The 19,349-nt window shown below is 71.1% G+C and carries 18 protein-coding genes; 11 read left to right on the forward strand and 7 right to left on the reverse strand.

Annotation, left to right across the window (positions count from 1 at the left end):
* Positions 1-45: 45 nt before the first annotated feature.
* From AB0B68_RS18820 to serA, 4 genes are all read left to right on the forward strand, one after another.
* The gene (locus AB0B68_RS18820; protein WP_357200838.1) at positions 46-1,926 is read left to right on the forward strand and encodes an acetolactate synthase large subunit; all 1,881 of its coding nucleotides are present in this window, start codon (positions 46-48) and stop codon (positions 1,924-1,926) included.
* Positions 1,927-2,005: 79 nt separating this feature from the next.
* The gene (gene ilvN / locus AB0B68_RS18825) at positions 2,006-2,521 is read left to right on the forward strand and encodes an acetolactate synthase small subunit (RefSeq protein WP_088991111.1); all 516 of its coding nucleotides are present in this window, start codon (positions 2,006-2,008) and stop codon (positions 2,519-2,521) included.
* A gap of 94 nt (positions 2,522-2,615) precedes the next feature.
* Complete coding sequence (gene ilvC / locus AB0B68_RS18830) at positions 2,616-3,629, forward strand: ketol-acid reductoisomerase (RefSeq protein ID WP_357200833.1); 1,014 nt, start codon at positions 2,616-2,618, stop codon at positions 3,627-3,629.
* Between the two features lie 392 nt (positions 3,630-4,021).
* Positions 4,022-5,620 (forward strand): phosphoglycerate dehydrogenase, encoded by a 1,599-nt coding sequence (gene serA, locus AB0B68_RS18835; RefSeq protein WP_357200830.1) that lies wholly within the window; start codon positions 4,022-4,024, stop codon positions 5,618-5,620.
* A 76-nt stretch (positions 5,621-5,696) separates the two neighbouring features.
* Here the strand turns inward: serA and AB0B68_RS18840 are convergent, their stop codons facing one another.
* Together AB0B68_RS18840 and AB0B68_RS18845 are read right to left on the reverse strand one after the other, a co-directional pair.
* Positions 5,697-6,053, reverse strand: coding sequence for a hypothetical protein (locus AB0B68_RS18840; RefSeq protein ID WP_091393184.1), 357 nt, complete (start codon positions 6,051-6,053; stop codon positions 5,697-5,699).
* A 309-nt stretch (positions 6,054-6,362) separates the two neighbouring features.
* On the reverse strand, positions 6,363-7,205 hold the full coding sequence (locus AB0B68_RS18845; protein WP_357200827.1) for an FAD:protein FMN transferase: 843 nt from the start codon (positions 7,203-7,205) through the stop codon (positions 6,363-6,365).
* A gap of 226 nt (positions 7,206-7,431) precedes the next feature.
* Here AB0B68_RS18845 and AB0B68_RS18850 point away from each other — a divergent pair, with 226 nt between their 5' ends.
* Both AB0B68_RS18850 and AB0B68_RS18855 read left to right on the forward strand, forming a co-directional pair.
* On the forward strand, positions 7,432-8,463 hold the full coding sequence (locus AB0B68_RS18850) for a 3-isopropylmalate dehydrogenase (protein ID WP_328650614.1): 1,032 nt from the start codon (positions 7,432-7,434) through the stop codon (positions 8,461-8,463).
* Between the two features lie 143 nt (positions 8,464-8,606).
* Positions 8,607-9,704, forward strand: a complete 1,098-nt coding sequence (locus tag AB0B68_RS18855) for a branched-chain amino acid aminotransferase (protein ID WP_357261394.1) — start codon at positions 8,607-8,609, stop codon at positions 9,702-9,704.
* Positions 9,705-9,755: 51 nt separating this feature from the next.
* Here the strand turns inward: AB0B68_RS18855 and AB0B68_RS18860 are convergent, their stop codons facing one another.
* The 4 genes from AB0B68_RS18860 to AB0B68_RS18875 all read right to left on the reverse strand — a co-directional run bounded on the left by AB0B68_RS18860 (position 9,756) and on the right by AB0B68_RS18875 (position 11,945).
* The gene (locus tag AB0B68_RS18860) at positions 9,756-10,526 is read right to left on the reverse strand and encodes a tyrosine-protein phosphatase (protein ID WP_357200822.1); all 771 of its coding nucleotides are present in this window, start codon (positions 10,524-10,526) and stop codon (positions 9,756-9,758) included.
* Between the two features lie 55 nt (positions 10,527-10,581).
* Positions 10,582-11,040: a PRC-barrel domain containing protein gene (locus tag AB0B68_RS18865; RefSeq protein WP_357200820.1), complete on the reverse strand. Its 459-nt coding sequence runs from the start codon at positions 11,038-11,040 to the stop codon at positions 10,582-10,584.
* A gap of 177 nt (positions 11,041-11,217) precedes the next feature.
* Positions 11,218-11,748 (reverse strand): carboxymuconolactone decarboxylase family protein, encoded by a 531-nt coding sequence (locus AB0B68_RS18870; protein WP_357200817.1) that lies wholly within the window; start codon positions 11,746-11,748, stop codon positions 11,218-11,220.
* 2 nt (positions 11,749-11,750) lie between these two features.
* Complete coding sequence (locus tag AB0B68_RS18875) at positions 11,751-11,945, reverse strand: hypothetical protein (RefSeq protein WP_357200814.1); 195 nt, start codon at positions 11,943-11,945, stop codon at positions 11,751-11,753.
* 317 nt (positions 11,946-12,262) lie between these two features.
* Here AB0B68_RS18875 and cimA point away from each other — a divergent pair, with 317 nt between their 5' ends.
* Positions 12,263-13,846, forward strand: coding sequence for a citramalate synthase (cimA, locus tag AB0B68_RS18880; RefSeq protein ID WP_357200811.1), 1,584 nt, complete (start codon positions 12,263-12,265; stop codon positions 13,844-13,846).
* 239 nt (positions 13,847-14,085) lie between these two features.
* Here the strand turns inward: cimA and AB0B68_RS18885 are convergent, their stop codons facing one another.
* Positions 14,086-15,075: an endonuclease/exonuclease/phosphatase family protein gene (locus AB0B68_RS18885; RefSeq protein WP_357261463.1), complete on the reverse strand. Its 990-nt coding sequence runs from the start codon at positions 15,073-15,075 to the stop codon at positions 14,086-14,088.
* A gap of 340 nt (positions 15,076-15,415) precedes the next feature.
* On the opposite strand from AB0B68_RS18885, the gene AB0B68_RS18890 reads away from it, so the two are divergent.
* From AB0B68_RS18890 to AB0B68_RS18905, 4 genes are all read left to right on the forward strand, one after another.
* On the forward strand, positions 15,416-15,922 hold the full coding sequence (locus AB0B68_RS18890) for a hypothetical protein (RefSeq protein ID WP_357261397.1): 507 nt from the start codon (positions 15,416-15,418) through the stop codon (positions 15,920-15,922).
* Positions 15,923-16,322: 400 nt separating this feature from the next.
* Positions 16,323-17,372: a MoxR family ATPase gene (locus AB0B68_RS18895; protein ID WP_357200805.1), complete on the forward strand. Its 1,050-nt coding sequence runs from the start codon at positions 16,323-16,325 to the stop codon at positions 17,370-17,372.
* Positions 17,369-18,382: a DUF58 domain-containing protein gene (locus AB0B68_RS18900; RefSeq protein WP_357261400.1), complete on the forward strand. Its 1,014-nt coding sequence runs from the start codon at positions 17,369-17,371 to the stop codon at positions 18,380-18,382. Before AB0B68_RS18895 ends, AB0B68_RS18900 begins: the two co-directional genes overlap by 4 nt.
* A complete protein-coding gene (locus tag AB0B68_RS18905) occupies positions 18,379-19,338 on the forward strand; it encodes a VWA domain-containing protein (RefSeq protein ID WP_357200799.1) in 960 nt (319 codons plus the stop codon). Before AB0B68_RS18900 ends, AB0B68_RS18905 begins: the two co-directional genes overlap by 4 nt.
* Positions 19,339-19,349: the final 11 nt, after the last annotated feature.

Consider the following 19,349-nt stretch of genomic DNA (forward strand, 5'->3'; position numbering starts at 1 on the left):
CGCTTGACTAGCCACCAGCCACTCCAGCCGAAGGCCAGAACCGCCATGACGAGACCCACGCCCGAGACCCTCGCCCACACCGCCCGCCGGGCCCGCGCGACCGCCGACCCGACCGTCGACGTCGACCAGGCCGCCACGCGCACGGCCAACCCGGCCGCCCCGGCGGTACGGCCCGCCGCCGCGACCCCGATCTCCGGGGCCGGCTCGCTCGTGCGGTCCCTCGAGGCGCTCGACGTCGACGTCGTCTTCGGCATTCCGGGCGGCGCGATCCTGCCGGCATACGACCCGCTCTACGACTCGACGGTCCGGCACATCCTGGTGCGGCACGAGCAGGGCGCGGGGCACGCGGCAACCGGCTACGCGCAGGCCACCGGCAAGGTCGGGGTCTGCATCGCCACCTCCGGCCCGGGCGCGACGAACCTGGTCACCCCGATCGCGGACGCGTACATGGACTCGGTGGCGATGGTGGCCATCACCGGGCAGGTGGCCAGCCCGTTGATCGGCACCGACGGCTTCCAGGAAGCGGACATCCAGGGCATCACCCTGCCGATCACCAAGCACAACTTCCTCGTGCAGAACGCCGAGGAGATCCCCCGGGTGCTGGCCGAGGCGTTCCACCTGGCCAGCAGCGGGCGACCCGGCCCGGTGCTTGTCGACATCCCCAAGGACGTGCTCCAGGCGTCGACCACCTTCTCCTGGCCGCCCACCCTGGACCTGCCCGGCTACCGGCCCACCCTGCACCCGCACGGCAAGCAGATCCGGGAGGCGGCGCGGCTGATGGCCGCAGCCCGACGCCCGGTGCTCTACGTCGGCGGCGGGGTCCTCAAAGCCGGTGCCACCGACGGGCTGCGGCGGCTGGCCGAGCTGACCGGCATCCCGGTCGTCACCACGCTGATGGCGCTCGGCGCGTTCCCCGACTCGCATCAGCAGCACCTGGGGATGCCCGGCATGCACGGCACCGTCGCCGCGGTCTACGGCCTGCAGAAGGCGGATCTGATCGTCGCGCTCGGCGCACGCTTCGACGACCGGGTCACCGGCAAACTGGACTCGTTCGCCCCGGACGCGGTCGTGGTGCACGCGGACATCGACCCCGCCGAGATCGGCAAGAACCGGCACGTGGACGTCCCGATCGTCGGCGACGCCAAGCACGTCATCGACGAGCTGATCGCCGCTGTCACCGCCGAGCGGTCGTCGGGGCGCACCGCCGACCTCGGTGACTGGTGGACGCAGCTGAACGACCTGCGCGACCGTTACCCGCTGGGCTACGACGAGCCGGTCGACGGGACGCTGTCCCCGCAGTACGTGATCAAGCGGCTGGGCGAGATCGTCGGCCCGGACGCGATCTTCGTGGCCGGGGTGGGCCAGCACCAGATGTGGGCGTCGCAGTTCATCTCCTACGAGAAGCCGTACACCTGGTTGAATTCCGGCGGTCTCGGCACGATGGGTTACGCGGTGCCGGCGGCGATGGGCGCCAAGGTCGGCAAGCCGGACACTGTGGTCTGGGCGGTGGACGGGGACGGCTGCTTCCAGATGACCAACCAGGAGTTGGCCACCTGCGCGTTGGAGGGCATCCCGGTCAAGATCGCCGTCATCAACAACGGCAACCTCGGCATGGTCCGGCAGTGGCAGACGCTGTTCTACAACGAGCGCTACTCCAACACCGAGCTCGGCACCCACAAGCACCGCATCCCCGACTTCGTCAAGCTCGCCGAGGCCCTGGGCTGCGTCGGGCTGCGGTGCGAGAGCGCCGATGACGTGGACAAGACCATCGCCGCCGCCATGGAGATCAACGACGCCCCCGTGGTGATCGACTTCGTGGTCGGCAAGGACGCGATGGTCTGGCCTATGGTCGCCGCCGGCACCAGCAACGACGAGATCATGTTCGCCCGTGGCGTCCGCCCGGTCTTCGACGAGGATGACATCTAATGAGTGAGCGAAGCGAACGAATCATCAAGCTCAGTGTTGCGCATGGTCATGCCATGACCGAGCGAAGCGAGGCCGTGGCATGACCATGCACACCCTGTCCGTGCTGGTGGAGAACAAGCCGGGCGTGCTCGCCCGGGTCTCCGGCCTGTTCTCCCGGCGCGGCTTCAACATCGACAGCCTCGCGGTCGGCGAGACCGAGAACCCGGACGTCTCCCGGATCACCATCGTGGTCAACGCGGAGTCGTCCCCTCTGGAGCAGGTCACCAAGCAGCTGAACAAGCTCGTCAACGTGCTCAAGATCGTTGAGCTGGATCCCCAGGTCTCGGTCGCCCGGGAGTTGCTGCTGGTGAAGGTGCGCGCCGACCGGGCCGCGCGGTCGCAGGTGCTGGAGACCGTCAACCTGTTCCGCGCCCGGGTGGTCGACGTCGCACCGGACACGTTGACCATCGAGGCCACCGGCACCCCGGACAAGCTCGACGCGCTCCTGCGCGACCTCGAGGCCTTCGGCATCAAGGAGATGGTCCAGTCCGGGCTGGTGGCCATCGGGCGCGGCTCGCGTTCGATCACCGCCGGTCCCGCGCTGCGGGCCGCCTGACCCGCCACCGGTCGGCCTCGGCCGACCGTCCGGCGCATTCATCCGCACAGACCACGACGGGCCGCCCCGGCCGTCGTACGAAAGGGAAGTTCTCATGAGCGTTGAGGTGTACTACGACGACGATGCCGACCTCGGCCTGATCCAGGCCAAGAAGGTCGCGGTGATCGGCTACGGCAGCCAGGGTCACGCCCACGCGCTGTCGCTGCGCGACTCCGGCGTCGACGTGGTGATCGGTCTGCCGGAGGGCTCGAAGAGCCGTCCCAAGGCTGAGGAGCAGGGCCTTCGGGTGCTCACGCCGGCCGAGGCCTCGGCCGAGGCCGACGTGATCATGGTGCTCGCACCGGACACCGCCCAGCGCAAGATCTATGCCGAGTCGATCGAGCCGCACCTGGCCCCCGGCAAGGCGATCTTCTTCGGCCACGGCTTCAACATCCGGTACGGCCTGATCAAGCCGCCGGCCGAGGTGGACGTGGCGATGGTCGCCCCCAAGGGCCCCGGCCACCTGGTCCGCCGCCAGTACAGCGACGGCAAGGGCGTGCCCTGTCTCGTCGCCGTCGAGCAGGACGCCAGCGGCAACGCGCTCGCGCTCGCCCTCGCGTACGCCAAGGGGATCGGCGGCACCCGTGCCGGCGCGATCAAGACCACCTTCACCGAGGAGACCGAGACCGACCTCTTCGGCGAGCAGGCGGTGCTCTGCGGCGGCGCCTCGGCGCTGGTGCAGACCGGTTTCGAGGTGCTCACCGAGGCGGGCTACGCCCCGGAGGTCGCCTACTTCGAGTGCCTGCACGAGCTGAAGCTGATCGTCGACCTCATGTACGAGGGCGGCATCGCGAAGATGCGCTACAGCATCTCCGACACCGCCGAGTACGGCGACCTGTCCCGCGGCTCGCGCATCATCGACTCCCGGGTCAAGGACGAGATGCGCAAGATCCTGGGTGAGATCCAGTCCGGCGAGTTCGCCCGCGAGTGGGTCGCCGAGGACGAGGCCGGCCGGCCCAACTTCACCAAGTGGCAGGCCGAGGGTGCGGCGCACCCGATCGAGGAGACCGGCAAGAAGCTGCGCGGCATGATGAGCTGGGTCGACCGCCCGATCACCGAGACCGCCTGACCCGTCCGACCGACGATCCACCGACAGCCCCTGGGCCGGCGCTCTCCCCAGCGCCGCCCCGGGGCTGCCCGGCATGCTGCCGCCCGTCGATACGTCGGGCGGCAGTGTTCGTGCGCCTCGACTCTCCCGCAGTGACCGGCTGACCAGCGCCGCCGGTGCTCGGCGCGGCCGGAGCAACCGTGTCGGTGCGGTGAACGGCCGATGTCCGTCGCTCGACCGGGCGTGTGAGGGCACTCACCCCGAAGACCGGAACACGCCGACCAGCGGGGCCCCTACGATCGCCTGTAGGTGCAGCAGCCGGCACCTGACGGCCACGGCACGGATCAGCGCAGGGCGCAGTGCGGCGCCCCCGCCGCCCGGGCCGATCGCATACACGACCTCTACGAGGACCGATGAATCCTGTCGTACTGATCGCCGAAGAACTCGCCCCCGCCGCCATCGAGGTGCTCGCCCACGACTTCGACGTCCGTCACGTCGACGGCACCGACCGTCCGGCCCTGCTCTCGGCGCTCTCCGAGGCCGACGCCGTCATCGTGCGCAGCGCGACCCAGATCGACGCCGAGGCGGTCGCCGCCGCGCCGCGACTCAAGGTGGTCGCCCGGGCGGGCGTCGGGCTGGACAACGTCGAGGTGCCGGCCGCCACCGCGCGGGGCGTCATGGTCGTCAACGCGCCCACCTCCAACATCGTCTCCGCCGCCGAGCAGGCCGTCGCGCTGCTGCTCGCCGTCGCCCGTAACACCGCGAGCGCCAGTTCCGCGCTCAAGGCGGGGGAGTGGAAGCGGTCGAAGTACACAGGCGTCGAGGTGCAGGGCAAGACGGTGGGCGTGGTCGGGCTCGGCCGTATCGGGGTGCTCTTCGCGTCTCGCATCGCCGCGTTCGGCACCCGGCTGATCGCGTACGACCCGTACATCCAGCCGGCCCGCGCGGCGCAGCTCGGCGTCCGCCTGGTCGGGCTGGAGGAGCTGCTGCGGGAGAGCGACTTCATCTCCATCCACCTGCCGAAGACGCCGGAGACGGTGGGGCTGATCGGTGAGAAGGAGCTGGCGCTCGTCAAGCCCGGCGTTCGAATCATCAACGCCGCCCGTGGTGGGCTGGTCGACGAGCAGGCGCTCGCGGACGCGATCGCCGAGGGTCGGGTCGCCGGCGCCGGTGTCGACGTGTACAGCAAGGAGCCGTGCACCTCGTCGCCGCTGTTCGCCTTCGACAACGTGGTGGCCACCCCGCACCTGGGCGCCTCCACGCACGAGGCGCAGGACAAGGCCGGTCTCGCCGTGGCCAAGAGCGTCAAGCTGGCGTTGCAGGGCGAGTTCGTTCCGGACGCGGTGAACGTGCAGGCCGGCGGTGTGGTCGCCGAGGACGTTCGGCCGCTGCTGCCGCTGGCGGAGAAGCTGGGCCGGGCGTTCACCGCGGTCGCCGGTGGGGTCGCCGCCAGCGTCACTGTCGAGGTCCGCGGTGAGATCGTCAGCCACGACGTGTCGGTGCTCAAGCTCGCCGCCACCAAGGGCCTGTTCAGCTCCGTGGTCGAGGAGCAGGTCACCTACGTCAACGCCCCGCACCTGGCCGCCGAGCGTGGCGTCGAGGTCACCCTGGCCACGCTGGGCGAGACGGCCGAGCAGCCGACCCTGGTCACGGTGCGCGGCGCGCTGCCGGACGGCCGGACGGTCAGTGTCTCCGGCACTGTCACCCACTCGGGCGCTCGGGACGTGCTGAAGCTGACCGAGGTGGACGGCTTCGACGTGGAGATCGGCGCGGAGGGCATCCTGCTCTTCCTTCGCTACGCCGACCGGCCCGGTGTGGTCGGGACTGTCGGTACCCTGCTCGGCGAGTCGGGCATCAACATCGCCGCCATGCAGGTGGCTCGTCGGGAGGCGGGCGGTGAGACGCTGATGACGCTCACCGTCGACCAGGCGCTCGGCGCCGACCTGCTCACGTCGGCCGCCGATTCGATCGGCGCCACGGCGGCCAGCGCCGCCGACCTGCGCGACGAGTAAGTAGACGACAAACACCGCGGGGGGCCTGGCGATTCGCCGGGCCCCTCGTCATTTCCCGTCCGTGCCGCCGGTCAGGTCAGCCGGGCAGCCGCGCCGGCGGCGGGTAGACGGAGCCGTCCTGCGGGTCGAAGAGCATCAGCCCGTGCTCGCCGGCCAGCCGTTCGATGTCCAGTAGCACCTGGTCCGCGCAGGTCGGGTGCAGGTTCAGCTCGACGTGGTCGTGGGCCGCGTGCAGCGGTGCCACCGCCCACGGGCTGTTCGGGCCGGGGTGACGGTCCGGATAGGAGGCGGTGATCGCCCGGTAGAAGCTGACCACCCGCGGATCGGGGTAGCGGTCCACGTGCCGCCCCTGCCGGCAACCGTTGACCGCTGTCCGCACGTCCTCGGGCGTCGCCCCGTCCTCCAGGGCCCACACGCTCAGATCGAAACTCACGGCGGATAGCGTGCCATCCGTCGTTCATCATGTCGAAACTGCCTCGCCGCCGGTCAACCACCGATCAACGCAGTCTCCGGTAGCGACGGTCCGGTGTGGAGACTCTTGCGTCGAGTTGCGTCGATTCGCTAGCGTACGCACTGCGGTCACTGGCCGAGTTCGAGGCGCCGGCCCGTCTTCGGGTGGCGCGGTCGACGTCCGGCCCGACCGGTCCGCACCCCTCGGTTGTGCGAGCCACGCGCACTCGTCGCTGACCGGCCCCCACTGTCGTTGCCGAGACCGTGGGGGCCGATCGCTACGTCGTTCCGCTCAGCGACGGTGGGCGAAGAGCGCGCGATAGTCGGAGTTGCCCCGGAACCACGCCAGGCCGGTGGGGCCGGCGGCGTATAGCGCTGTGGCGTAAGCGTCGGCGATCGTCAGGTCGGGGCCCACCACAGTGGCGGCGACGAGGTGATCGGCCGGCTCGCCGGTGTGCGGGTCCACCACGTGCCCCTGCCGCCCGCTCACCCCGGAGGTGCCGACCGCACCGGCGGTCATCTCCAGCACCAGCGGCGCGCGCTCGGGTGCGGTCGGGTGGTGCACCGCGACCCGCCAGGGACCGCCGTGCGGCGCGCGGCCCCGGACGACGAGGTCAGCGCCGGCGAGTACGGCGTAGTCGTGGATGCCGGCGTTGCGCAGTCGCTCGGCGGCCCGTTCCACAGCCCAACCGCCGAGCAGGCCGCCCGGGTCGAAGCCGCCGGGCACCGCCCAGGCGTCGAACCACCCGTCGGTGGCCGCGCGCATCGCGGCGCAGCGGTCCACCAGATCGGCGAGCGGAGGGTACGACTCCGGGCTGATCTCGCCCCGACGCAGTCGGGAGACCAGGCTCTCCGGCCGGTTGGGCCCGTAGGTGAGGTCGATGGCGCGCAATTCGGCGACGCTGTCCCGCAGCGCCTCGCCCACGCCCCGGCGGCCGAGCCACTCGGGGGCGTTGAGCAGCAGGGTGTACTCGGCGGTCGCGGTGCGTACGGTGTGCTGCACCGCGATCCGGCCCTCGGTGGCGGCGGCCGGGTCGATCCGGTGCCGGCGGCTGCCGAGTCGAAGGTCCGGCCGGCGGTGGCGGAACGCGGACGTGTCCGGCCAGCTGGTCCGCGGCTGCTCGTCGATGCGCATCGCATCTGCCCCCTCGCACATGGTGCCGCGTCACCGCGACCCCGTCGGTCAGCAGGCCCCCGCGACCCACTGGGTACTACCGTAGGCAGCGGAGATGACCGCCTCATGAGTCCCAGCTGAGAGGGTGCTGTGCATTCGGCCATCCCAAATCGTGGACGCCGCGTACCGGGAGGCGGGACGGCGACGTACCGTTGCCCGAACAACCGTTGAGCAGAGGAGTGCGGTCGTGGCGCGGATCGCGGTGGTGGCCGGAGATGGCATCGGGCCCGAGGTGGTCGCGCAGGCCCGCAAGGTCCTCGACGCGGTGCTGCCCGACGTGCAGGCCACCGAGTACGACCTCGGCGCCGCCCGCTGGCACCGTACCGGGGAGGTGCTGCCCGACTCGGTGCTGACCGAGCTGGCCGGGCACGACGCGATCCTGCTCGGCGCGGTCGGTGACCCGACGGTCCCGCCGGGTGTGCTGGAGCGTGGGCTGCTGCTCAAGCTCCGTTTCGCCTTCGACCAGTACGTCAACCTGCGCCCGTCTCGGCTCTGGCCCGGGGTCGCCGGCCCGCTGGGCAACGTGAAGCCGGGCGAGGTCGACCTCGTGGTGGTGCGCGAGGGCACCGAGGGGCTCTACGCCGGCGCCGGTGGTTCCCTGCACCGGGACACCCCGGCCGAGGTCGCCACCGAGGAGAGCCTGAACACCCGGCACGGCGTGGAGCGCGTGATCCGCGACGCGTTCGCCCGCGCCGGCCGCCGGGAACGGCGCAAGGTCACCCTCGTGCACAAGACCAACGTGCTCACCCACGCCGGGTCGCTCTGGGCGCGTACCTTCGACGCGGTCGCCGCCGAGCACCCGGACATCGAGACCGAGTACCAGCACGTCGACGCGGCGGCCATGTTCCTGGTCACCCAGCCGCAGCGCTACGACGTCGTGGTCACCGACAACCTCTTCGGCGACATCCTCACCGACATCGCCGCAGCCGTCACCGGCGGTATCGGGCTGGCCGCCAGCGGTTGCATCAACCCCGAGGGGGCGTACCCCTCGATGTTCGAGCCGGTGCACGGCTCGGCGCCGGACATCGCCGGGCAGGGCATCGCCGACCCGGTCGCCGCGGTGCTCTCCGCCGCGTTGCTGCTGGAGCAGCTCGGGCACGGCGAGTCGGCCGCCCGGGTCAACGCGGCGGTCGCCGCCGAGCTGGCCAGCCGCGTGCCGGGCGTGACGCTGCGTACCGAAGAGGTCGGCGACCGGCTCGCCGCCCACGCCGTAGCCTGATCATCCCGGCCCGCGGGGCGACCGGTCTGCCGCAGGCAGCCCGACCGGCGTTACCCGCTGAACGAGCGTTCGGGGTAAGTTTCTGGCACAGCCATGTCGGTGTGCGGTCGCGCATGCCGTTGTCCCGCAGGGAGGTCAGCGCGATGAGCGGTGGTGACAAGCTCGACTTCGAGATCCGTCCGAATCTCGCGCCGGTATCCGTCGCCGATCGGGCCGCACTGTTGACCAACCCCGGGTTCGGTCGGGTCTTCACCGACCACATGGTCACCGTCCGCTACGCCGACGGCAAGGGCTGGTACGACGCCCGGGTGGAGGCTCGAGCCCCGATCCCGATGGACCCGGCCAGCGCGGTGCTGCACTACGCGCAGGAGATCTTCGAAGGGCTCAAGGCGTACCGCACTGCCGACGGCGGCGTGACGATGTTCCGGCCCGACGCCAACGCGGCCCGCTTCGCCACCTCCGCGCAGCGGATGGCGATGCCGGTGCTGCCGCCGGACGTGTTCGTCGACTCGCTGCACAAGCTCATCGAGATCGACCGGGAGTGGATCCCGACCGGCGAGGACGGCAGCCTCTACCTGCGGCCGTTCATGTTCGCCAGCGAGGTCTTCCTCGGCGTCCGGCCGGCCAACGAGTACCTCTACATGGTGATCGCCTCACCGGTCGGGGCGTACTTCACCGGTGGCGTCAAGCCGGTCACCGTCTGGGTCTCCCCGGACTACACCCGGGCCGCGCCCGGTGGCACCGGCGCGGCCAAGTGCGGCGGCAACTACGCCGCGTCGCTCGCCGCCCAGGCGGAGGCCATCGAGGCCGGCTGCGACCAGGTCGTCTTCCTGGACGCGGTGGAGCGCCGGTTCGTCGACGAGTTGGGCGGCATGAACGTCTTCTTCGTCTACGACGACGGCACAGTGGTCACCCCACCGTTGAGCGGCACGATCCTGCCGGGCATCACCCGCGACGCCGTCCTCGCGCTGGCCGCCGGGGCCGGACACCAGGTCGAGGAGCGGCCGGTGAGCTTCGCCGACTGGCAGGCCGACGCCGCCAGCGGACGCCTGAAGGAGGTGTTCGCCTGCGGTACCGCCGCGGTGGTCACCCCGATCGGTGGGGTCCGCTTCCCCGACGGCGAGTTCCTGATCGGTGGTGGCGAGCCCGGTCAGGTCACCATGGCCCTGCGTCAGCAGTTGGTCGACATCCAGCGGGGCAAGGCTGCCGACCCGCACGGCTGGGTGCAGCGGGTCTTCTGATCTCCGTCGCCGCGCCGGCCCGTCCACCCGGACGGGCCGGCGGCGGCGGCGCTACGCGTCGCTGGGCTGCGCCTCAGTGGGCTCGTCGAGCAGGTGGTCGCGGAGCGCGGCGAGCTGTTCCTCGGTCACCCCGGCGTGGCGCAGGTACGCCTCGACCGAGCCGTGCCCCGCGCGCAACTCGTCGAGGAAGATCTGCATGGCCTCCGCGGGTGAGCTCAGGAAGGGCGCCGGCACGTCCACGCCGCCCGGGGTGACGGAAGCCAGCCAGGCGCTGTACCGGGCCGACGCCACACTGCTCAACGCGTAGTCCGCGGTGATGTCCGCGTCGTCGACGCCGAGCACGGCGAGGGTCAACGCGCACACGATGCCCGTGCGGTCCTTGCCGGCGACGCAGTGCACCACCACCGGGGCGTTGACGGAGTCGGCGATCAGGCCGACCGCCTCGGCCAGCCCGGCGGTGCCGGTCTGGGCCAGGTCGGCGTACCGGTCCGCGAGGTACCGGGCCAGGCTGGCGCCCTCCTCGTGCGGCGTACCCGCCCAGTCGGCGTGCTCCGGGTGGATGTTCCGGTAGGTCAGTCCCTGGTACTCCGGCACCCGGCCGTCGCGCTCCACCTCGGTGGGGCGGCGCAGGTCGATGACGGTGCGGATCCCGATCGCGGCGAACGCGTCGCGGTCCTGCTCGGTGAGGCGGTGCAGCGAGTCGGAGCGGTAGAGCCGACCTCGGCGTACCGACCGGTCGCCGTGGCCGAGGTAGCCACCGACATCGCGGAAGTTGAAGGTGGCGGGGAGCGAGAGCTGGGGGTTGTTCTCGGTGACGTCCACGTTCACACGGTAACGGCCGGTGGGACAGTGCCCCACCGGCCGTCGGGTCGAACAGTCAGCGTGCGGTGCCGGGCGGGAGCGCGCCGTACGTCTCGTCGTAGTAGCCGCCGAGCTGATCCCGGTAGCTCGGGTCGCTGTGGCTGGTCTCGTCGTACTCCGGGGCGGCCTTGATCTGGTCCTGGGTCCGGTCGACGGAGACGGTGCGCTGGTCGTGGTCGACCTGGTTGACGGTGCCGGCCGGCAACATCACCTTCTTGCCGAAGATCCAGGGCCCGGTGTCCACGACCAGGTAGCTGCCGCCCACCTCGTGACTGGCGCTGTCGATCTTGCCAATTCCCCCGTCGGTGGCCTCGACCTTGTAGCCGACCAGGTCGACGTCGGCCACGCCGGCGTGGTCCCGGTAGCGCCAGGGGTCGAACGTGCCGGCCGGCGCGCCGCCGGGCACCGCGCCCTGGTCGCCGCCGCGCAGCGGGTCCGGCCCCGCGTGGGTGGCGTGCGGATCGATCCTGTCCATGCCGTTCACTCCTGACTGTCGCCGATCGTCTCGCCGAAGGTGGGTGCGTCCCCGCAGGAGCTACCCGGCCGTCGGGGGCCGGAAACGGCGATCAGACCGCGGCGCGGCGACAGGCCGCTGTACGGCGAGGGGCCGGGGCCGCGGGGTGCGGCGTCGGCCCGTCTCGGGCGTACGTGTTCAGGCCAGGGCGGTCTCGGCGTCCAGGGTGACCGCCGCGGCGTGCACCACGGCGGAGATCCGCAGGGCCTCGTGCAGCTGCTCTCTGGTGAAGCCGCTGCCGCGCAGCTTCTTCTCGTGCAACTCCAGGCACACCTCACAGCCGGCGATGGCCGACACGGCAAAACACCAGAGTTCGAAGTCGCCCTTGTCCACCCCCGGCCTCGCGATGATCCGCATCCGCAGTCGGGCCGGCATCGAGGCGTACCGCTCATCGCCGATCAGGTGCTTGGCCCGGTAGTAGATGTTGTTCATCGCCATGATCGCCGCAGCGCCCTTGGCCGCCTCGACGCCTTCCGGCCCGAGGTGCCCGAGCGCCTCGGCTGCGATCTCCCGCAGCACCACCGGGTTGCGAGCGGTCACCGCACAGGCCAGCGCGACGCCCCAGGTCTGTGGCGGGGTCAACGCCGAGGAACCGATCGTGGCGCCCAGGTTGAGCCTGATGTCGTTGGCGTACTCCGGCAGGGCTGCCTTGATCGCGTCCAGGCCCATGGTCAGGATCCGGCGGCGGAGGTCTCGTCGGCGATCCCCGTCGGGCTGATGGAGGTGAAACCCATCGGCCCGACGAAGACCACACACCACGTGCCCTCGTGGGACGTGTGGTTGACCGCCGTGGACGCGTTGTTCGCGTCCAGCGATACGCAGGCGGCGAGGCCGTGCTCAGGTAAGCGGTCACTGACGGTGAGCACAGGTCCTCCTTGCAGACGGCGCGGTGGCCATCATCGGATCCGTTCCAGATGCTTCCGCATGGCTGGTTCCCCCGATGAGTGGCCCAGGTGGCTTGTGAAGCCGATCACGAGCGGTGGTTCGGGGCGTACGAACCCTCCGTCACCATCCCGCTATATGGATTGTTCCTCCCACATTCGGGGGAGGGGTGGCAGAGTGGCCATCGTGACCAGCACCGCCCTGATTATTGCGACCTAGCGCGCCGGCTCTCCCCTCTGCCGAGCGCGCAGACCTCCCGCATCCGCGGGAGGTCTTTTTGTTGCTCCGAGAAAGGATCCTGATGACGTTCCAGGTCTTCGACACCACGTTGCGCGATGGCGCTCAGCGCGAGGGGCTCACCTACTCGGTGGTCGACAAGCTGGCCGTGGCCCGGCTGCTCGACGAGTTCGGCGTCGGCTTCATTGAGGGCGGCTGGCCGGGCGCGGTGCCCAAGGACACCGAGTTCTTCCGCCGCGCCCGCACCGAACTGGACCTGCGGCACGCCGTACTCGTCGCGTTCGGCGCCACCCGCAAGGCCGGCGTCGCGGTTGCGGACGACCCCCAGGTACGCGCCCTGCTGGACGCGCAGACCCCGGCCGTGGCCCTGGTCGCCAAGGCCGACACCCGGCACGTCGAGCGCGCGCTGCGCACCACCGGCGCGGAGAACCTCGCGATGATCCACGACACCGTCAACCACCTCGTCCGCGAGGGTCGACGGGTCTTCGTCGACGGCGAACACTTCTTCGACGGCTACCGGCACGACCCCGCGTACGGCGCCGCCGTGGTGCAGACCGCGCTCGCCGCCGGCGCCGAGCGGATGGTGCTCTGCGACACCAACGGCGGCATGCTGCCGTCCCAGGTGACCGCCGTGATCCAGGACCTGACGAACAGGCTGGGGATCGACGCCGGGCTGCTCGGTATGCACGCCCAGAACGACACCTCCTGCGCGGTGGCCAACACCATCGCCGCCGTCGAGGCGGGCGTCCGCCACGTGCAGGGCACCGCCAACGGGTACGGCGAGCGCCCAGGCAACGCCGACATCTTCGCTGTCGTCGCCAACCTTCAACTCAAGCTCGGCATGCCCGTCCTACCGGAGGGCTGCCTGGCACAGATGGTGCGGGTCTCGCACGCCATCGCCGAGATCGCCAACATCGCCCCCGACACCCACCAGGCGTACGCCGGGGCCGCTGCCTTCGCCCACAAGGCGGGGCTGCACGCGAGCGCGATCAAGGTCGACCCGTTGCTCTACAACCACGTGGACCCGTCGGTGGTGGGCAACGACATGCGGATCCTCATCACGGAGATGGCCGGTCGGGCCAGCGTCGAGCTCAAGAGTCGTGAGCTCGGCCTGGACCTGGCCGCCAGCCCGGACGCCTTGAACCGGGTCACCAAGCGGGTCAAGGAGCTGGAGGCGGGTGGCTGGTCGTTCGAGGCGGCCGACGCCTCGTTCGAGCTGCTGGTCCGCTCCGAGATGCCGGAGGGCAGCCCGGCCCGACCGTTCACCCTGGAGTCGTACCGGGTGTTGGTCGAGCACCGTGAGGACGGCGCTGTGGTCTCCGAGGCGACCGTCAAGATCCGGGTTCGCGGTGAGCGGGTGATCGCCACCGCCGAGGGCAACGGCCCGGTCAACGCCCTCGACGAGGCGCTGCGCGTGGGGCTGGCACGGCACTATCCGCAACTGCGCGACTTCGAGTTGGCCGACTACAAGGTGCGGATCCTGGAGGGCAGTCACGGCACCGGCGCGGTCACCCGGGTCCTGCTGGAAACCTCGAACGGCAATGGCCGCGACTGGACCACGGTAGGCGTCCACCCCAACGTGGTCGAGGCCAGCTGGCACGCCCTGGTAGACGCCCTGACCTACGGCCTAGCCCCCACCTCCGTCTAACCCCACCCCACACCCCTCCCAGCCCCGCCCACCCCCTCCCCGCCCGCCCTCCCTCCCAGCCCCTCCCCGCCCTGCGCCCCGCCCGCCCCTTCCTGGTCGATCATGGAGTTGTGGTGGTGTACGTACCGGGCTTCGGTGCCCAAAACCCCCACCACAAGTCCATGATCGGCGTGGGGGCGTGGGGGCGTGGGGGCGTGGGGGCGTGGGGGCGTGGGGGCGTGGGGGGCTTGGGGGTGGGGTTAGGGGGTGGTTTGGGGGAGGGTGAGGGTGGCTTGGACGGGGCGGTGGTCGCTGCCGGGCAGGGTGAACACCTCGACTGAGCGGACCGCTATCCGGTGGTCGACCAGGACGTGGTCGATGGTGACGGGTGGGATGAGGTCACCGTCGTAGGGACCCCAGGTGCCGGTCAGGCCCGCCCCGGTGGCATCGGCGGCGTCGACGTAACCGCTGCGCAGCAGTGCCCGCAGTGGACCGTGGTCGAGGGTCGCGTTGAAGTCTCCGGCGAGGATCCGCAGGCCACCGTCCGGGGTGGCCGGTGGTTGGGCGGTCAGGTCGGCACGCCAGGCACCCACCTGGTCCAGCGCGTACGGCGCCGAGGGGTGGGCCGACTCGACGCGGACCGGGGGCCCTCCGGGGACGGACACCGTCGCGTACGCCTGGCTGAAGCCCCAGCCCTCGAGGTTGCGTCGGACGCCGCCGTCGGTGATGGGCCACCGCGAGTAGAGCCCGGAGCCAGGTGTGCCGATCTCGGGGTTGAGCTGCCGGTGCGGCAGCAGCGTGGTGAGGCCGAGTTGATCCAGGGCGGCCTGCGCGTCCGGCGTGAACTCCTGCACGGTGAGCACGTCCACCTGGTGTCGCCGGACCAGCTCCACCAGTGTGCGCGCATCGCCGGCGCCGGCGAGCAGATTGGCGGTGAGCAGCCGCACGGTCGGCCCGGCGGCCGCCGGCTGCGGGTTGGCCAGAGCCCGAGGTGCGACGGTACCGAGCAACGCCACCGCCGCCAGGGCCGCGACCGCCGCCGGCCACCAGCGCCGCAGGGCGAGCGCGAGGGCCAGGACCAGCACGCTGACTCCCGCGACGTACGGCGTGAACGCGAGCGCCTGCACCAACGGCCCCCGGTCCAGGCCGAGCAGTCGGGCCCCTGCCCAGAGGGCGGTGGGTACGACAGCAAGCCAACAGAGCGCAGTGCCGAGCCGGGCGTTCCGGTGCGCGGGTGGAGCGTCGACGATCACGAAGATGATCGTAGTCGGGCCCGACGAACCCATTTCATGAATGGTGATCCGCTCACATTTCACAATTGTCTGACGGTTGGTTGACACCCCGAAAAAGCGAGATCAACTATTGACTGCCAGCTTTTTCCGGTGCTACGTTCCATCTGGCTTAAACGACGCAACTCTGAGTAGTAACAGCAGCTCAGAGGGGATGCAGATTGCTGAGAAATCAATCTCGCCGGGTGTGAGCAAGGCAGCTTTCCCTGCCCAACTGTCGTCGTACGCCTATTTGTTGGCAGTCATCCGTCCCGCCCCGCGGGTCGGCCGAATTCGCACGCTCACACAAGGGGGACCTGTCATGAGCACATCCTTCCGACGTAAGGTGGCGGCGGTCACGTTCGCTGTCCTGGGGCTCAGTCTCGCCGGCGGCGGCATCGCTATCGCCCAGCCGCAGGCGTTGGCGCCGCAGGAAACGGTCCAGCCGGCACGCGGCACGAACTCGCAGCCGCCGGTCAGCGCCGAGTCGGCGCGTATCGCGAAAGCCGCGCTGAAGGCGAGCGCGGCCACCCCACTGGTGGCCACCAACGTCTTCACCGTCGTCAACTCCAACGGCACCAAGGCGCGCGGCACCGGCACCGTGGTCAAGTACGGCGTCGGGGAGTACGAGGTGATCTTCGGTTACAACGTCTCGGCCGGTGCCTTCCTGGCCACCCTGTCCCTGTCCGGCTCCTGCTGCATTCCGCCGGGCGGTGAGGTCTCGGTCGCCCCGCGGTTGCTGACGCCCAACGCGGTCTTCGTGCAGACCCGCAACTCGGCCGGGACACCGGCCAACCTGGGCTTCACCCTGCTCACCCACACACCCTGACCGAACCGGCACCCGGCCCCCGTCGCCTCCGGCGCGGGGGCCGGACCCTGTCCGCTCAGCGTGCCGGCCCGCTGGCCGCTACCTCGGACAACCCGATTCGCTCGGCTTTCGCCCAAGTCGGGGTGCCCTGAGTACGGGGACGCCCCGACTTCCCTGAACCCGAGCGGATCGGCGCGCTGGACGCCGCCGCCGCGAGTTCGGCGGTCGGCGAGGGCCGTATTCGACCGGTTCGTCCCCGGTCGGGCGCCCTGCGGTCGGTCACCTGCCGGTTGGCCAGCCCTCGGCAGGCTCGCGATGGTCGTCACCCTTCCGCGCGGCTCATCCCCGTTCCGGCCACTCCGGGCCGGTCCGGCCCGCACAATCCCACGTTTGCCGGGCCTGTGCCCGGGAAGCAAGCACCGTGACGGACATCTCGGACACCCTGGCCAGCATGCCCAGCCCGGTCGATCCGGAGCCGACCGGCATCGAGCTGGAACAGACCCTCTTCGAGGTCAAACGCGTGATCGTCGGGCAGGATCGCCTCGTCGAACGCCTGCTCACCGCCCTGGTCGCCAACGGACACTGCCTCCTGGAGGGGGTACCCGGCGTGGCCAAGACACTGGCCGCGCAGACCCTCGCGACGGTGGTCGGCGGCACCTTCTCCCGGATCCAGTTCACCCCGGACCTGGTGCCCTCCGACATCGTCGGCACCCGGATCTACCGGGCGTCGAAGGAGACCTTCGACATCGAGCTGGGCCCGATCATGGCCAACCTGGTGCTGGCCGACGAGATCAACCGGGCCCCGGCCAAGGTCCAGTCGGCGCTGCTGGAGGCGATGGCCGAACGGCAGGTTTCCATCGGCGGGCGCAGCTGGCCGGTGCCGGAGCCGTTTTTGGTGCTGGCCACCCAGAACCCGATCGAGTCCGAGGGGGTCTACCAGCTCCCGGAGGCGCAGCGTGACCGGTTCCTGATGAAGGTGGTTGTCGACTACCCCAGCGACGCCGACGAGCTGGCCATCCTCTACCGGATGAGCACCGACCGGCCTACCCCGCGTCAGGTGCTCGACGCCCAACGGCTGCGGGACCTCCAGATCCACGCCGAGCGGGTCTTCGTCCACCACGCGTTGGCCGAGTACGTGGTGCGGCTGATCCTCGCCACCCGCGACCCGGGCCGGTTCGGGCTACCGGAGATCGCCCCGCTGTTGGCGTACGGGGCCAGTCCCCGAGCAACACTGGGCCTGGTCGCGGCGGCCCGGGCACAGGCCCTGCTGCGAGGGCGGGAGTACGTGCTGCCCGAGGACATTCGCGAGCTGGCCGTCGACGTCCTTGCCCACCGGCTGGTGCTCTCCTTCGACGCGGTGGCCGACGGGGTGACGGCGGAAAGCGTGGTGCGACGGCTCGTCGAGGCGGTACCGCCGCCCCGGCTGGCCACCGGCCACCCGCTGCAGACACCGGATCTGGCGGCGGCATGAGACGCGCCACTGTCGCGCCAGCCGACCCCGGTCTGGCCGAGCTGGCCCCGGACCAGCGCCTGCGTCGCCTGGAGCTGACCGTCACGCGCCGGCTGAACGGCCTGTTGCACGGCCAGTACCGTGGTCTGCTGCCCGGTCCCGGCAGTGAACCCTCCGGCAGTCGCGAATACCGGCCGGGCGAGGACGAGGTGCGCCGGATGGACTGGGCGGTGACCGCCCGCACCGCCGTGCCGCACGTCCGGCAGGTCGACGCCGACCGGGAACTGACCACCTGGCTGCTCGTCGACGGCAGCGCCAGCATGGAGTTCGGCACCGCCGAACTGGACAAACGGGAACTGGCGGTAGCTGCCGTCGCGGCGGTCGGGTTCCTGACCGCGGGCGTCGGCAACCGCCTCGGCGCACAGGTGCTCCGCGCCGACGGGGTACGCCGCTTCCCGGCCCGCAGCGGGCGTACCCATCTGCTTTCCCTGCTCCGCGCGCTGCTCGCCGCCCCCCGGGCCACCGCGCCCACCGACCGGCCGGGGCGTGGGCCGGCGACCCGACCGCCCGACCTGGCGGACGGCCTCGACGCGCTGCACCGGATCGCCAACCGGCGTGGGCTGGTCGTGGTGGTCTCCGACTTCCTCGACGGACTGCCCGACGACCCCGCCCAGACAGCACCCTGGGAACGGACCATGCGCCGGCTGGCCGTCCGGCACCAGGTGCTGGCGATCGAGGTGACCGACCCGCGTGAGCTCGAACTACCGGACGTCGGCCTGATCACGCTCGTCGACCCGGAGACCGGTCGGCACCGTGAGGTGTGCACATCGGACCGTGGACTGCGCGAGCGGTACGCCGAGGCCGCCACCGCCCAGCGCGAACAGGTCCACCAGGCGCTGCGCCGCAGCGGGGCGACTCATCTGCCGCTGCGCACCGACGGCGACTGGAGCGCCGACATCGTCCGGCACGTGCACGCCCAGCGTCGGCTGGCCGCCGCGCCGGCCGGCCGGCCTCGGGGAGGTGCCGCGTGATCTGGCAGTCGCCGCTGCGCCTCTGGCTGCTGCTCGGCGTGCTCGCCCTGGTCGTCGCCTACCTGGTGCTGCAGCGGCGACGCAGCCGGTACGCGGTCCGCTTCACCAACCTGCGGCTGCTGGACCGGGTTGCGCCGCAGCGGCCCGCCTGGCGTCGGCACGTACCGGCCGGGCTTTTCCTGGCCATGCTGGCGCTGCTCGTGGTCGGCTTCGCCCGCCCGAGCGCCGAGGTCCGGGTGCCCCGGGAACGGGCCACCGTGATGGTGGCGGTGGACGTCTCCACGTCGATGCTCGCCACCGACGTCGAACCGGACCGGCTGGGCGCGGCGAAGGAAGCCGCCCGGCGATTCGTCGATGGCCTGCCCGACGAGTTCAACGTCGGTCTCGTGGCGTTCGCCGGCAGTGCCGCCGTCCTGGTGCCTCCGAGCACCGACCGGGACGCCCTCGACGAGGGGATCGACCGGCTCGCCGAGGGCATCACCGGCGTCCAGGGCACCGCGATCGGCGAGGCCATCAACACCTCACTCGGCGCGGTCAAGAGCCTGGACAGCGAGGCCGCGAAGGAGACGCCACCCGCCCGGGTCATCCTGCTCTCCGACGGCGCCAACACCTCCGGGATGGACCCCATGGAGGCGGCGGCGGAAGCGGTGAAGGCGGAGGTGCCGGTGCACTCCATCTCGTTCGGCACCCCGTCCGGGTTCGTCGACCGAGGTGGACGGCCCATCCAGGTGCCGGTGGACGGACAGACCCTCAAGGCGGTCGCCGAGGAGACCGGCGGCATGTTCCACGAGGCCAGCACCACCGACGAATTGCGGGCCGTCTACGACGACATCGGCAGTTCGGTCGGCTACCGCACGGAGCGACAGGACATCTCGGCCCGCTTCATCGGCCTCGGACTGGTGTTCGCGATGGGCGCCGCCGCCGGCTCGATGCGCTGGTTCTCCCGGCTGCCCTGACCTGCACGCAC

It is taken from the genome of Micromonospora sp. NPDC049049 (assembly GCF_040649115.1).
Taxonomy (GTDB): Bacteria; Actinomycetota; Actinomycetes; order Mycobacteriales; family Micromonosporaceae; genus Micromonospora.

What these genes read in the sequence shown, in the direction of transcription:
- AB0B68_RS18820 (WP_357200838.1), top strand. Translation starts at nt 46, where the DNA reads ATGACGAGACCCACGCCCGAGACCCTCGCCCACACCGCCCGCCGGGCC.
- ilvN (WP_088991111.1), top strand. Translation starts at nt 2,006, where the DNA reads ATGACCATGCACACCCTGTCCGTGCTGGTGGAGAACAAGCCGGGCGTG.
- ilvC (WP_357200833.1), top strand. Translation starts at nt 2,616, where the DNA reads ATGAGCGTTGAGGTGTACTACGACGACGATGCCGACCTCGGCCTGATC.
- serA (WP_357200830.1), top strand. Translation starts at nt 4,022, where the DNA reads ATGAATCCTGTCGTACTGATCGCCGAAGAACTCGCCCCCGCCGCCATC.
- AB0B68_RS18845 (WP_357200827.1), bottom strand. Translation starts at nt 7,205, where the DNA reads ATGCGCATCGACGAGCAGCCGCGGACCAGCTGGCCGGACACGTCCGCG.
- AB0B68_RS18855 (WP_357261394.1), top strand. Translation starts at nt 8,607, where the DNA reads ATGAGCGGTGGTGACAAGCTCGACTTCGAGATCCGTCCGAATCTCGCG.
- AB0B68_RS18865 (WP_357200820.1), bottom strand. Translation starts at nt 11,040, where the DNA reads ATGGACAGGATCGATCCGCACGCCACCCACGCGGGGCCGGACCCGCTG.
- AB0B68_RS18870 (WP_357200817.1), bottom strand. Translation starts at nt 11,748, where the DNA reads ATGGGCCTGGACGCGATCAAGGCAGCCCTGCCGGAGTACGCCAACGAC.
- cimA (WP_357200811.1), top strand. Translation starts at nt 12,263, where the DNA reads ATGACGTTCCAGGTCTTCGACACCACGTTGCGCGATGGCGCTCAGCGC.
- AB0B68_RS18890 (WP_357261397.1), top strand. Translation starts at nt 15,416, where the DNA reads ATGAGCACATCCTTCCGACGTAAGGTGGCGGCGGTCACGTTCGCTGTC.
- AB0B68_RS18900 (WP_357261400.1), top strand. Translation starts at nt 17,369, where the DNA reads ATGAGACGCGCCACTGTCGCGCCAGCCGACCCCGGTCTGGCCGAGCTG.